General features: G+C 60.6%; 14 protein-coding genes. 11 read left to right on the forward strand and 3 right to left on the reverse strand.

What is annotated here, in order from left to right; all coding sequences use genetic code 11:
* Positions 1-768: 768 nt before the first annotated feature.
* From RBQ93_RS02595 to RBQ93_RS02605, 3 genes are all read left to right on the forward strand, one after another.
* A complete protein-coding gene (locus tag RBQ93_RS02595; protein ID WP_320370452.1) occupies positions 769-1,059 on the forward strand; it encodes a type II toxin-antitoxin system Phd/YefM family antitoxin in 291 nt (96 codons plus the stop codon).
* Entirely contained in the window at positions 1,059-1,391 is a 333-nt protein-coding gene (locus RBQ93_RS02600) for a type II toxin-antitoxin system RelE/ParE family toxin (RefSeq protein ID WP_320370453.1), read from the forward strand. Before RBQ93_RS02595 ends, RBQ93_RS02600 begins: the two co-directional genes overlap by 1 nt.
* Before the next feature lie 295 nt (positions 1,392-1,686).
* Positions 1,687-2,439 (forward strand): TSUP family transporter, encoded by a 753-nt coding sequence (locus tag RBQ93_RS02605; RefSeq protein WP_320370454.1) that lies wholly within the window; start codon positions 1,687-1,689, stop codon positions 2,437-2,439.
* Here the strand turns inward: RBQ93_RS02605 and RBQ93_RS02610 are convergent.
* Positions 2,436-2,690 carry a DUF3820 family protein gene (locus RBQ93_RS02610; RefSeq protein ID WP_320370455.1) on the reverse strand — a complete coding sequence of 85 codons (255 nt, stop codon included), beginning with the start codon at positions 2,688-2,690 and terminating at the stop codon, positions 2,436-2,438. The genes RBQ93_RS02605 and RBQ93_RS02610 overlap by 4 nt on opposite strands.
* A gap of 40 nt (positions 2,691-2,730) precedes the next feature.
* The gene (locus RBQ93_RS02615) at positions 2,731-3,612 is read right to left on the reverse strand and encodes a radical SAM protein (protein WP_320370456.1); all 882 of its coding nucleotides are present in this window, start codon (positions 3,610-3,612) and stop codon (positions 2,731-2,733) included.
* 185 nt (positions 3,613-3,797) lie between these two features.
* Here RBQ93_RS02615 and RBQ93_RS02620 point away from each other — a divergent pair, with 185 nt between their 5' ends.
* From RBQ93_RS02620 to dinB, 4 genes are all read left to right on the forward strand, one after another.
* Positions 3,798-5,498, forward strand: coding sequence for a potassium channel family protein (locus RBQ93_RS02620; protein WP_320370457.1), 1,701 nt, complete (start codon positions 3,798-3,800; stop codon positions 5,496-5,498).
* Positions 5,499-5,628: 130 nt separating this feature from the next.
* On the forward strand, positions 5,629-6,240 hold the full coding sequence (lexA, locus tag RBQ93_RS02625; RefSeq protein ID WP_320370458.1) for a transcriptional repressor LexA: 612 nt from the start codon (positions 5,629-5,631) through the stop codon (positions 6,238-6,240).
* 2 nt (positions 6,241-6,242) lie between these two features.
* Complete coding sequence (locus tag RBQ93_RS02630) at positions 6,243-6,488, forward strand: hypothetical protein (protein ID WP_320370459.1); 246 nt, start codon at positions 6,243-6,245, stop codon at positions 6,486-6,488.
* A gap of 21 nt (positions 6,489-6,509) precedes the next feature.
* The gene (dinB, locus tag RBQ93_RS02635; protein ID WP_320370460.1) at positions 6,510-7,745 is read left to right on the forward strand and encodes a DNA polymerase IV; all 1,236 of its coding nucleotides are present in this window, start codon (positions 6,510-6,512) and stop codon (positions 7,743-7,745) included.
* Positions 7,746-7,789: 44 nt separating this feature from the next.
* Here the strand turns inward: dinB and RBQ93_RS02640 are convergent, their stop codons facing one another.
* On the reverse strand, positions 7,790-9,463 hold the full coding sequence (locus tag RBQ93_RS02640) for a HAMP domain-containing methyl-accepting chemotaxis protein (RefSeq protein ID WP_320370461.1): 1,674 nt from the start codon (positions 9,461-9,463) through the stop codon (positions 7,790-7,792).
* 180 nt (positions 9,464-9,643) lie between these two features.
* Here RBQ93_RS02640 and hisI point away from each other — a divergent pair, with 180 nt between their 5' ends.
* The 4 genes from hisI to RBQ93_RS02660 are packed head-to-tail and all read left to right on the forward strand — an operon-like array spanning position 9,644 to position 12,001.
* The gene (gene hisI / locus RBQ93_RS02645) at positions 9,644-10,021 is read left to right on the forward strand and encodes a phosphoribosyl-AMP cyclohydrolase (protein ID WP_320370462.1); all 378 of its coding nucleotides are present in this window, start codon (positions 9,644-9,646) and stop codon (positions 10,019-10,021) included.
* Complete coding sequence (gene hisG / locus RBQ93_RS02650; RefSeq protein ID WP_320370463.1) at positions 10,018-10,893, forward strand: ATP phosphoribosyltransferase; 876 nt, start codon at positions 10,018-10,020, stop codon at positions 10,891-10,893. The genes hisI and hisG overlap by 4 nt, the downstream gene beginning before the upstream one ends.
* A gap of 13 nt (positions 10,894-10,906) precedes the next feature.
* Positions 10,907-11,104 (forward strand): DUF6485 family protein, encoded by a 198-nt coding sequence (locus tag RBQ93_RS02655; RefSeq protein ID WP_320370464.1) that lies wholly within the window; start codon positions 10,907-10,909, stop codon positions 11,102-11,104.
* Between the two features lie 3 nt (positions 11,105-11,107).
* Positions 11,108-12,001 carry an RluA family pseudouridine synthase gene (locus RBQ93_RS02660; RefSeq protein WP_320370465.1) on the forward strand — a complete coding sequence of 298 codons (894 nt, stop codon included), beginning with the start codon at positions 11,108-11,110 and terminating at the stop codon, positions 11,999-12,001.
* Positions 12,002-12,027 lie beyond the last annotated feature (26 nt).

Consider the following 12,027-nt stretch of genomic DNA (forward strand, 5'->3'; position numbering starts at 1 on the left):
GACTTTTAGCAGCCTGGTGGATGAGATAAAACTCACTCTTGATCCCCTCCGGCCTGGCGGCCGGAGGGGATCAAGAACGTGGAGGGTGGAGTAGCCAGACAATCTTGCATAGCACCACCACGTAACGCATTGTAAAAACAGGCAAACAATGATATATGGAGTAGGCTTTCAGGCAGCTCAATAGAAGGCCTCTGTGTGAAGGCTGGTTTCAATAGCGACCTTTTTCAGTACCCACGCGGATGCCCGTTTTATAATGCCTCAGATTGTGGTGGTATTTTTGACGGTATGGCAAAATTCAGTCTCAAAAAATATTATTTGCTTTTATATACTTAAAAGATTAGTTCGACAGCCTGAGCACCACCAAGCCATACTCCGGCAACAGCCGGTTCCATACAAAACGCCCCTGACAATCGCCAGGGGCGTTTTCTTGTTTCAGCCCCCCCACAGAACACCTTGTAAGACTACAGATGACAGAGGCGCTTAGACACAAAATGTATTCGTATACTGCCCCAAGGTACGGCTGGCTGAGGATGGCGTGATACCGGATTTATACTGGGGGCAGCGGGAGCGGTTCATCGCCCTGCTGGAGTGGTTAGCCGCCCTGGGTAACGCTGAAGGAATGGTGAATGGGTTACAGATTCCGATGCGGCCCGTATGCTGGCCGGACGTCTGCGGAATGATCACGCCTGACAAGGCAAAGGTGCCGATTGAACTAAAGGTTGCCACAAAGGTCTTAATAAGGTACTTTATTCGTACCGGAGGTGTGCTATGAATTTAGCAGAAGATATTCAACCAGTAACCTACCTGAAAGGCAACGCCGCTCATCTGCTGCATCAGGTAAATGAAACCCGCAGGCCGGTCATTATCACCCAGAATGGCATGGCACGCGCAGTACTGCAGGACACTGCCAGTTACGAAAGCATGCGGAATGCTATCGCAATGCTCAAGCTGATGGTGCAGGGGGAAAATGACATCCGCGCTGGCAGGTTGAGCGGGCAGGATGAGGTTTTTTCCCGCATTGAAGCAAGACTGGCTGAGCGAAGAAGGCAGGCGGAGTAATGGCGCGGCATCTGTTTTCTGTTGTCTGGACGAAAGCAGCAGAGACTGATCTTGAGTGTATTGTTGACTTTATCGCTGATGACAGTTTTGATGCTGCGCTTGCGGTTTTTGCCCGGATTCGTGAGCGCGCTGCCACTCTTGACAACCTTCCCAATAAAGGGAGGGTTGTGCCCGAACTCCACCAGCATGGCATTACTCAGTACCGTGAGCTGATTGTGGCGTCATGGCGCATTATGTATCGGATTGACGGTACGAAGGTTTATGTTATCTCGGTCGTGGATAGCCGGAGGAATCTTGAGGATTTGCTACTGGAAAGATTGTCAAGGGATTGAACTGGTGCAAAGCATTTTGGAGCCTGTTATGACTGCCATGTTCATCCTCTCATAATGCGGGCAGGTCAGTTCCTGAGATGAGTTCCGGGGACATACCACCTAATTGCCGCAGACCCTCGCTAACTTCACCCCCTGACGACAGTAAAACCCTATGAAAGCGGCATTACAGTGACCAAGGCAGACATCGTCGAAAAGATCCATACCACCACTGGCCTATCCAAGAAAGATTCCGCTAAGAAGTAGAACTAGCTAGATTAGCTACTTCAACCGAATCAGCACTCTTAAGGATACCCCCATGCTGATTGACCTGCCCACACTGGCCCTGTTGTTTAGCGCCGCCTTTATCGCCGGGCTGGTGGATGCGATCGCCGGCGGAGGCGGGTTGATCACCGTGCCGGCGCTGTTGGCTGCCGGGTTGCCACCCCAGCTGGCGCTGGGCACCAACAAGCTGCAGGCAAGCTTTGGCTCTGGCAGTGCCATGCTGCATTTCATCAGGGCTGGCCGCGTTAACCTGCGGGAATGCTACAGCGGGATCATCTGGACCGCTCTCGGCGCCGGGTTGGGGGCCTGGGCGGTCCAACTGCTGGATCCGGGGCTGCTGCGCCGTCTGATCCACTGGCTGTTGGCAGCCATTGCGCTCTACACGCTATTCACCCCGCAACTGGGGCGGGACGATAGCCACGCCCGCTGGTCAGCCGGACCGTTCTTTATGGTGTTCGGACTCTCAATCGGCTTTTATGACGGTTTTCTGGGACCGGGCACCGGCTCGTTCTGGGCCATGGCGTTCATGCTGCTGTTCGGGTATTCGATGGTGCGCGCCACCGCCTACACCAAGGTGATGAACTTCACCAGCAACGCAACTGCACTACTGTTCTTTCTGCTGGCCGGACAGGTGCAGCTGGTTGCGGGGCTGGTGATGGGGGCAGGACAGTTTCTGGGGGCCCGGATCGGGGCCCGGCTGGTGATCACGAAGGGGGCTGCGTTTGTGCGGCCGGTCTTCATCACGATGGTGCTGGCGGTGCTGATCAAGCTGATACTGCAGCGCTAACAGCGCAGCGGTTCAAACAGGTATTCCAGCCCATTGACCTTGATGGTGTGGACCGTTTCCAGCATCCTGCCCAGCTTGCCTGCCGGAAAGCCCTGCTGAGCGAACCAGACCAGGTATGGCTCGGGCAGATCGATCAAGAGCCGCCCCTGATACTTGCCGAACGGCATCCGCATCGCCACCAACGCCTGCAGCTCCTCAACATCGGCCGGCACCCCCTGGCAGGGCTGCAGGGTATCCCGTGTCTCGGTCATCGTCCCTCCCCCATACTCACCGTACAGCTGTTGGACCACATCAGTAATACTCCTCTTCATAGGCCGGTACCTCGTCCAGAAAGCCGGGCAGACGCTCGGCCTGGTGCAGGGCACGGTCAACATCCTCGATCAGCCGCTGGCGATCCTTGGGATAGCTGCCGGCCAGATTAAGGAAGTTGGAGACATGGTTGGAGCGCAGGATGGTCCGGGCCGGGGCCAGCTGCGTCAGCAGTTCCCGCGCCTCCTGCATCAGCTCGCGGCGGGTACCCTGATCAAGCGAGCGGACAAACGGCTCGTTGTGGCGGTGGAACAGAGTTAAGAGCGAGAAGTACTCCGGATTGACCCGGTTGACCCAGGCCGCGGTGGCACGGGCATGCTCCAGGCTGCGCCCCCTGCCGGCCAGGCCCAGGATGGCGGTGACCGACAGCTTGATGCCGGCTTCACGGGCCATCAGCGCCAGCTCGGCCATCTGGTCGGCGGCATACCCCTTGCCTACCCGCTCCAGGGTCGGGTCGTCGCCGGACTCCAGGCCGAAGTAGAGGATGCGCAGCTTCTTTTCCCGCAACTGGTGCAACTGCGGCAGGGTCTTGTTGGTGAGGCTGTTGGGCGAGGCGTAGCTGGCCACCCGTGTCAGGCCGGGAAAGGTGGCTGCCAGGGCGTCCAGGATCGTGACCAGCCCCTCAAAAGGGTAGACCAGGGCATCGCCGTCGGCCAGAAAGACCCGCTCGACCCGCTCGCGGTAGCGGGCCGGGATCTCGCTGATCTCCTGCACAATATCCGCGACCGGCCGGATATGGAAGCGCTTGCCCTTGTACATGCCGCAGAAGGCGCAGTTATTCTGGGAGCAGCCCACCGTGATCTGGAAGATCAGGCTGCGGGCCTCGCTGGGGGGACGGAACACCGGTTCAACATAGCTGGGCATAGACGATCAATCCTCGCGCTGAACAGACTAAACTCGGCGCAGTGTAGCACGGTGCAGCCGCTTCGCGAAATCCCAACTGCACTACCACATCCAGGCCCGACCAGCCAGGCCGGCAGCTAATCTGCTGGGCAAGCTCGGCCAGCGTGGTATACTGCCAGCAGATCACCCCTGTCGGAGTCTAGCTTATGAAATCAATCGGCGCTGAACTGGCGTACTTTTTCCGCGGTCGCCTGCGTCAGAATCTGAAAGTACTCTGCCTGTACGGCCTCTTTCTGGTGGCTCTGATGCTGACCTACGCCCTGCTGTTCGATTTTCTGATGTGGCGTCTGGAGGGCCGCGACTTTTCCCTGATGGCCAGCATCTACTGGGTGATCACGGTGATGACCACCCTGGGCTTTGGCGATATCACCTTCCATACCGACCTGGGCTACCTGTTCGCCACCATCGTCACCATCAGCGGGGTGGTGTTCCTGCTGATCATCCTGCCCTTCGGTATGATCAGCCTGTTTTTGGCCCCCTGGATCGAGCAGCGGTTGCGCTACCACCCCACCCTGGAGCTGGACGAAGAAACCAGCGGTCATGTGCTGATCTTCGGCATGGACCCGATTACCACCAACCTGATCCGCAAGCTGAAGAGCCGCATGATCTCGTTCGTGGTGGTGACGCCGGACCATCAGCAGGCGCTGCACCTGGAGGAGGAGGAAAACATCCGGGTGGTCTGCGGCTCGCCGACTGATCAGGAGGTGCTGCGCAGGGTACGGGTGTCCCAGGCCCGCTACGTGATCGCCAACCTGAGCGACCCGGAAAACGCCAACCTCTGCCTGACGGTGCGCTCCATGGCCAAAACCCCGATTGCAGCCATTGCCAACGACCCCGAGCACGTTGACCTGCTGCGACTGGCCGGCGCCAATCAGGTGATCCCGCTGCCCCGCATCCTGGGCCGCTACCTGGCCACGCGGGCCACTACCTGCGGTGCCCTGGCCCATGTACTGGATTCCTTCGGTGCCCTGCAGATCGCCGAGATTCCGGTCTACGGCACCCCCTTCGTCAACCAGACCCTGGCGGAGGCCTGTATCCGCCAGCGTACCGGCCTGGCGGTGGTGGCGCTGTGGGAGCGCGGCACGTTGCAGTTTCCCACCGGCGATGCCATCCTGCACCCCGAGGCGCTGATGATCCTGGCCGGCAGCCGTGAACAGCTGGAAAAGCTGGAGCAGCTGGCCGGCGACCAGTCACGGGAGGAGCTGGTGCTGATCCTGGGCCATGGCCGGGTGGGCTGCGCCTCGGCCAAGTTTCTCGAACGCAAGCCGGTGCCCTTCATCCTGATCGACCAGCTGGCCAACCCCGACTGCGCCGACCACGTTGCGGTAATCGGCGACGCCACCGGCCGCTATCTGCTGAAACAGGCCGGCATCGAGCAGGCCCAGGGGGTAATTGTTACCACCAACAACGACAGTACCAATATCTTCCTGACCCTCTCCAGCCGCCACAGCAACCCCCACATCCGGATCGTGGCGCGGGCCAACGACGACGCCAATGTTGAGCAGCTGTATGCCGCCGGGGCCGACTTCGTGGTCTCCAACGCCTCGGTGGGGGCCAGCATCCTGAGCAATGTGCTTGAATCCAAGGAGTCGGTGTTTCTGACCGAGGGAATCTCGGTCTTCCGTCGCTTGATCCCGCCGGAACTGGTCGGCAAGACGATTGCCGAATCGCAGATCAGGCCCCTGACCGGCTGCTCAATCGTGGCCCTGGAGCCGACCGATGACAGTCCCCCCCTGATCGTGCCGCCCCCTGAGCAGCTGCTGCAGGCCGACATGGGCCTGATCCTGATCGGCAGTCCGCAGCAGGAAGCGCTGTTCGCCGAGACCTTCTCCCCGGCGGACAGATAGACGTCGCTTGCTATCCTGAAACCTGTTTCGACCAGGTCGATTGCTGACAAGGTTGCTTAAGCCTGTCAGCCTGTTTTTTATACCCCCTGACTACCTTGACAGAGGACCCGCCCCGCAGTATGGTAGCCACATGACTACCAAGCACGCACTCACTGCACGCCAACAACAGGTGCTGGAACTGATCCGCCAGCATATCGACGATAACGGCTACCCGCCCACCCTGCGTGAGCTGGCCCGGCAACTGGGGGTCAGCGGCACCCTGCCGGTCAGCAAACACCTGGAGGCCCTGCAGCGCAAGGGCTACCTGAGCCGCAGCAACGACGCGCGCGGCATCTGCCTGACCGGCTCCGCTGCCAGCGCCGTTTCGCTGCCGATAGTCGGCACGGTGCGGGCCGGCGCCCTTACCCCGGCCATCGAGGACATCCAGGGCTACTTGGCCCTCGACCGTCTGCAACTGCATGGCGGCACGTTTCTGCTGCGGGTGGCCGGCGATTCAATGATCAACGCCGCCATCTGTGACGGCGACCTGGCCCTGGTGCGCCCCCAGCCGACTGCCGAGAACCGCGACATCGTGGTGGCCATGGTTGAAGGCGAGGCCACGCTCAAGGAATTCCACCGCGAAAAAGGGCAGATCCGCCTGCAGCCCAAGAATCCCAACATGGACCCGATCATCGTCAAGGAAGGCTCGGCAGAGGTAACCATTGTCGGCAAGGTGGTGGGTATCTTCCGCAGCATGGCCTGACAATGGAACGAATCCGTGAACCGATACGGGTGGCGGTGGTCTTCGGGCCGGGACGGGCAGTCAAGCCGGTCTGGTTTGAATGGCGCCGCCGCAAGCACGCCATTCAGCAGACCACCTACAGCTGGTCGGACAGGGTTGGTGATGACACCCGCCTGCACTTCTCGGTAAGTGATGGCGAAGCGCTATTTGAACTGGTCTACAGCACAACCAGGCAAAACTGGGAGCTGTTGAATCTGCAGGCAGAGTAAACCGACCAAACAATCGCACCTATGACACGTTCCATTATCCACCTCGATATGAACGCCTTCTTCGCCTCGGTGGAGCAGCAGGCCAACACTGAGCTCAAAGGCAAGCCGATCGCCGTGGTGGGCGCCAGCCACCGCACGGTCATCACCACCGCCTCCTACGAGGCCCGTGCGTTTGGCGTCAAGACCGGCATGGCCATCTGGGAAGGCAAGCGGGCCTGCCCGGACCTGATCATCGTCAAAGGTGACAACAAGAAGTACACCCATACCTCCTCGCAGATCACCGCCATGATGCGAGAATACACTCCCCTGGTGGAGGTATTCTCAATCGACGAGGCCTTCCTGGATGTCACCCACTCCCAGGCCCTCTACGGCCCGGCTGAGACCATCGCCTACCAGCTCAAGGCCCGCATCAGGCACGACCTGGGCCTGACCTGCTCCGTCGGCATCGCCCCCAACAAACTGCTGGCCAAACTGGCCAGCGACATGCAAAAGCCGGACGGCCTGACCGTGATCCCGCCGGACCGGGTACGAGAGATCCTGGAGAAAATCCCGGTGGGTGATCTGTGCGGGGTCGGCAAGCGACTGCAAAAACAGCTGACCCTCTACTGCAATGTCCACACCTGCGGCGAACTGGGGCGTTGTGATGAAAAAATCCTGACCAGGAGGTTCGGCATCATCGGCAAACGGCTGAAGGAGATGGGCCAGGGGATCGACGACAGCCCGGTGGTGCCGGTGGAAGAGGAAGAACAGGTCAAGAGCGTTGGCCACTCCATGACCCTGCCCAAGGATGTCGAGCACCGTGACGACATCCTCAAGCGCCTGCTGCAGCTCTCGGAAATGGTCGGCAGGCGTGCCCGGAGGTATGACCTGGCCGGCAAGACCCTCAGCGTACAGGTGCGGCTGGGGGACTTCTTCAGCAACTTCCAGAAGCAGACCACCCTCACCACCCCGATCAACTTGAGCGACGACATCTACCAGACAGCGGTCAGGGTATTCGACAGCATGGGCATTGACCAGCCGATCCGCCTGTTGGGGATCAGCCTGTCAAACCTGTACGAGCATGAGGGGCAGCAGATCTCACTATTCGAGACAGACAGGAAGAAGGAACAACTGACCAGGGCTATGGATGCGGTCAACAATAAGCTGGGCGACTTCAAGGTGACCTTCGGCAGCCTGCTGGATGAGCAAGAGAAAGGCTCACACGTCATCTCGCCGGCCTGGAAGCCGGAGGGGATCCGCAACGTCACCGTGACGTAAGCAGCGAATGCCGCGCACCACCACAACCGGGCTGTACAGCAGGTTTAGGTTGAGGTCTTGAAGCCGGCCACTTCCCGCTCCAGGTTTTTGATCTGGTTGGAGAGGCCGGACACCGCCCCCTCCACCAGCTTGGTGGTCTCCAGGTTGCCGGTGGCGGTGGCGGCCATCTCGCCGGCAGCCCGTACGATCTGCTCGCTGCTGGTCGACTGCACCTGACAGGCGGCCCGAATCCCCTCGATCATCTGGACAATGGTTTCGCTGGATTCAGCCACGCCGCTGCCGGCATCGTTGTGAGCGCTGGTCTGCAGGTGGACCCGCGCCACCAGCTCACGAATGTTCTCAGCTGAGCGATTGATCACCTCGGTATCGCGGGTCTGCTCACCCGAGGCCCGCACAATCTGCTCCACCATTGAAGCCACCTCGCCCACCGAGGTCCGCATCCGGTCGCTCTGCTGGGCATGCAACTGGGTGGTATGGGCAATGGCGGTCACCTGGTCGGTGGCGGTCTTGACGCCATCAACGATCTTGCGCAGGGCATCACCGGAACGGCGCGACAGCACCTCGCCGTCCCCCACCGCCTGCTCGGAGAGCCGGATGGCGGTAACGGCCTTATCGGTCTCGTCCTTGACGCCATTGACGATCTCGGCGATCTCGCGGGTGGAGGCGGTGGTACGACGGGCCAGTTCCTTGATCTCGTGGGCCACCACGCCGAAGCCTTTGCCGTGCTCGCCGGCCTGGGCCGCGATGATCGAGGCGTTTAAGGCCAGCAACTTGGTCTGCTCGGTCACCTCGTCGATCACCTGCAGGATGGTGCCGATGCTGGCGGCATGCACCGACAGATTTTCTATGGCCTGCTGGACGGTGTGGGATGAGGTGCGGATCTGATCCATGCCGTTAATGGTGGTCTCCACGGCGATATTGCCCAGTTCGGCATCCCGCAGCACGTCACCTGAGATGCGGGCCGTGGCCTGAGCGTTCTGTTCGATCTGGCGCACCGACTGGTCCATCTCCAGCACCAGATCGGTGGCATGGGAGGAGTTTTCCAGCAGCCGGTTGACGCTGTTGTTGATCTCCTTCTGGGCGTTGGCCATCCGGTCGATGGAGTCGCTGACCCGCTCCACCGCAAGCACCAGATGCTCCACCAGCTGGTTGATCTCCACCGTACTGGTGGTCATCTGCTGGATCGAGCTGGCATTAACGGTGGCGGCGTCGGACAGCCCCTCCACCGCGGTGGTCACCTCCTCCACCGAACGGCGGATCTGCAGGGCGGCCTCCTTGGTGCTGGATGCAGCCAGGGTCTGGGTCTCGGCGTTGGTCACCCCCTGACGGGCCACGGTATCGACGGTCTGACCGATGGTGCGCAACTCTTCGGCGGCCCGGCGGATACTGGCCATCATGCCGGCCAGCCGCTCCAGCATCTCGTTGAAGTTGCTGTTGAGCATACCGACCTCGTCGGCCGACAGATCAAGCCCCCGCACGGTCAGATCGCCCTCGGCGGCCTGATCCATCACGCCGGCCAGCCGCTTGACCCGGATCGGCAACTTACGGGTGGCCAGAATGAAGAACACCCCCAGAAAAAAGAGCACATTCAGCAGGTGCAGAAAACGGAGCCCGTCTTCCGGAATCTGCTTGATGCCAAAGGCGGCAACCGAGACAACCATGCCGGCCACCAGCAGCAGACGGATCAACGTGGTACCAAAACCAAGATTTTTAGCCATGGGGCAACCATCCATACGCGAGAAGTATCGGATTTTGTCGCTTCTTTATACCGTAAAACCGCTGCAAAACAAACGGCTAATCCTACCGGCAACAGCAAGGCGACCACCCCGGGCCAGGCTTGCATTTTCGCCCACCTGCCCCTATACTGCCGTGATCTATATCAGGAGGGCGACAACGTTATGATCGAGATCAATTTTGACAAGATGGGCGGCCTGATTCCGGCCATTATCCAGGATTACGAAAACGGTGAGGTGCTGATGGTGGCCTTCATGGACAAGAAGACCCTCGATCTGACCCTCAAGGACGGCAAGACCTGGTTCTTTAGCCGCACCCGCAACAAATACTGGATGAAGGGCGAGGAGTCGGGCAACACCCAGGAGGTAATGGAGGTGCTGACCGACTGCGACGCCGACAGCGTGGTGATCAAGGTCAAACAGAACGGCCCGGCCGCCTGCCACACCGGCAACCGCAGCTGCTTTTACGTTAGGTGGGAGAACGGCCAGTGGGTGGAGCATTCCAACCCGCTGTTTGATCCCAAGGAGGTCTACAAACAATGAACACCGTCCTGCGCTTCGGCATCCCCAAAGGCAGCCTGGAGGAGGCCACCGTCGACCTGTTCAAACAGGCCGGCTGGCAGATCGGCATCTCGTCACGCAGTTACTTCCCCACCGTTGACGACGGCGAGATGAAGTGCCACCTGATCCGGCCCCAGGAGATGGGCAAGTACGTTGAACGGGGCACCATCGACGTGGGGATCGCCGGCCGTGACTGGATTCGTGAAAACGACTCCGACGTGGTGGAAGTCTGCGAGATGGTCTACTCCAAGGTCTCCCGCCGCCCGGTGCGCTGGGTGCTGGTGGTGGCCCAGGATTCCACGGTGCAGAAGCCGGAAGACCTGCAGGGCGCCACCATCTCCACTGAGTTGGTAGCGTTCACCAAGCGCTACTTCAAAGAGCGCAACATCGACGTCAATGTGGAGTTTTCCTGGGGGGCCACCGAGGCCAAGGTGGTGGACGGCCTGTGCGACGCCATCGTAGAGGTAACCGAGACCGGTTCCACCATCCGGGCCAATAACCTGCGAATCGTCTGCGACCTGATGGAATCGGTGCCGGTGATGGTGGTCAACAAGGCCGCCTGGAACGACCCCTGGAAACGGGCCAAGGTCGAACAGATCGCCACCCTGCTCAACTCGACCCTGCGGGCCGAAGGGATGGTGGGGCTCAAGATGAACGCCCCGGCCGACCGGGTGGATGACATCACCAGTATGCTGCCCAGCCAGAAGGCCCCGACGGTCTCCCACCTCTACAAATCAGACTGGGTCTCCATCGAGAGCGTGTTGCCGGAAAAAGAGGTGCGCCGGATCGTGCCGGAACTGCTCCGACAGGGTGCCGAAGGAATCATCGAATATCCGCTCAGCAAGATTATCTGAGAAAGGGGCCACCATGCCAGCCTGCGACCGCACCGGCGACAACTGCAAATGTACCTACCCCGGCTGCCCCCGCCGCGGCAATTGCTGCCAGTGTGTGGCCTACCACCGTGAGCGGGGCGAGGCCACGGCCTGCTTCTTTAGCGCCGAAGGGGAACGCAGCTACGACCGATCGCTGCAGCACCTGATGCGCGACCGCGGCATTGGACTGTAAGCGATGCTCACCTACACCATCACCCCCGACGACCACTGCCGCCGGCTGGAGAGCTTTCTGCAACGACTGCTGCCGGCGGCCCAGCTGGCCTACTGCCGCAAGCTGATCAAATCAAACGCCTGCCGCCTGAATGGCGGCGCCGCTACCCCTGATGTTTTGCTCAGCGCGGGCGACATCATCAGCCTTAAGGAAAGCGGCCAGGTCATGGAGCAGCTGAACAGGCCACATCCTCCTATAGATATACTCTGGCAGGACGACCACCTGCTGGTGCTCAACAAACCGGCCGGTCTGGCCATGCACCCGGCGGCCGAGGTAGACGAAAACCTGGTGGATCTGGCCTCAGCCTGGCTCGAAAAGCGGAGTAACCACCCGACCCGCGCCTATCCGGTCAACCGCCTGGACCGCGGCACCTCAGGCGTAGTGCTGTTGGCCACCAGCTCCAGCAACGCCGGCATGCTGGGCCGGCAGGTCAAGGAAGAAGGGCTGGATAAATGGTACCTGACCGTCGTTGAAGGCCGACTGGAGGGCTCGGGGGAGATCGACGCCGCCCTGGACGGCAAAGAATCCCTAAGCCGCTACCAGTGCCTTGCTGTCGGCGAGCACAACGCCTTGTTGCTGGTGGAGCCGGTCAGTGGCCGCACCCACCAGATACGCCGCCATCTCTCGCTGGTGGGCCATCCTGTGCTGGGCGACAAGCGCTACAACGCCGTCCCCCTGCCGTCGTTGCCCGGCATTGCCCTGCATTCCTTCCGCACCATCCTGCAGCACCCCACCGAACACCGGCAGCTGACCATCTGCGCGCCGCTGCCCGCTGCCCTGCGTACGCTGGCCATTGAGTGCTGCGGACTTGACGAGACGTCATTACTGCAGCTGCTTACCGAGCTCTCCCGACGCTGATCACTGCCGCTGGCAATCGCGCGTAA

Origin of the sequence: Trichlorobacter sp. (genome assembly GCF_034008105.1) — a bacterium.
Classification (GTDB): domain Bacteria; phylum Desulfobacterota; class Desulfuromonadia; order Geobacterales; family Pseudopelobacteraceae; genus Trichlorobacter.

What these genes read in the sequence shown, in the direction of transcription:
- RBQ93_RS02615 (WP_320370456.1), bottom strand. Translation starts at nt 3,612, where the DNA reads ATGCCCAGCTATGTTGAACCGGTGTTCCGTCCCCCCAGCGAGGCCCGC.
- RBQ93_RS02610 (WP_320370455.1), bottom strand. Translation starts at nt 2,690, where the DNA reads ATGACCGAGACACGGGATACCCTGCAGCCCTGCCAGGGGGTGCCGGCC.
- RBQ93_RS02605 (WP_320370454.1), top strand. Translation starts at nt 1,687, where the DNA reads ATGCTGATTGACCTGCCCACACTGGCCCTGTTGTTTAGCGCCGCCTTT.
- lexA (WP_320370458.1), top strand. Translation starts at nt 5,629, where the DNA reads ATGACTACCAAGCACGCACTCACTGCACGCCAACAACAGGTGCTGGAA.
- RBQ93_RS02600 (WP_320370453.1), top strand. Translation starts at nt 1,059, where the DNA reads ATGGCGCGGCATCTGTTTTCTGTTGTCTGGACGAAAGCAGCAGAGACT.
- dinB (WP_320370460.1), top strand. Translation starts at nt 6,510, where the DNA reads ATGACACGTTCCATTATCCACCTCGATATGAACGCCTTCTTCGCCTCG.
- RBQ93_RS02660 (WP_320370465.1), top strand. Translation starts at nt 11,108, where the DNA reads ATGCTCACCTACACCATCACCCCCGACGACCACTGCCGCCGGCTGGAG.
- RBQ93_RS02620 (WP_320370457.1), top strand. Translation starts at nt 3,798, where the DNA reads ATGAAATCAATCGGCGCTGAACTGGCGTACTTTTTCCGCGGTCGCCTG.
- RBQ93_RS02630 (WP_320370459.1), top strand. Translation starts at nt 6,243, where the DNA reads ATGGAACGAATCCGTGAACCGATACGGGTGGCGGTGGTCTTCGGGCCG.
- RBQ93_RS02595 (WP_320370452.1), top strand. Translation starts at nt 769, where the DNA reads ATGAATTTAGCAGAAGATATTCAACCAGTAACCTACCTGAAAGGCAAC.
- RBQ93_RS02655 (WP_320370464.1), top strand. Translation starts at nt 10,907, where the DNA reads ATGCCAGCCTGCGACCGCACCGGCGACAACTGCAAATGTACCTACCCC.
- hisI (WP_320370462.1), top strand. Translation starts at nt 9,644, where the DNA reads ATGATCGAGATCAATTTTGACAAGATGGGCGGCCTGATTCCGGCCATT.
- RBQ93_RS02640 (WP_320370461.1), bottom strand. Translation starts at nt 9,463, where the DNA reads ATGGCTAAAAATCTTGGTTTTGGTACCACGTTGATCCGTCTGCTGCTG.
- hisG (WP_320370463.1), top strand. Translation starts at nt 10,018, where the DNA reads ATGAACACCGTCCTGCGCTTCGGCATCCCCAAAGGCAGCCTGGAGGAG.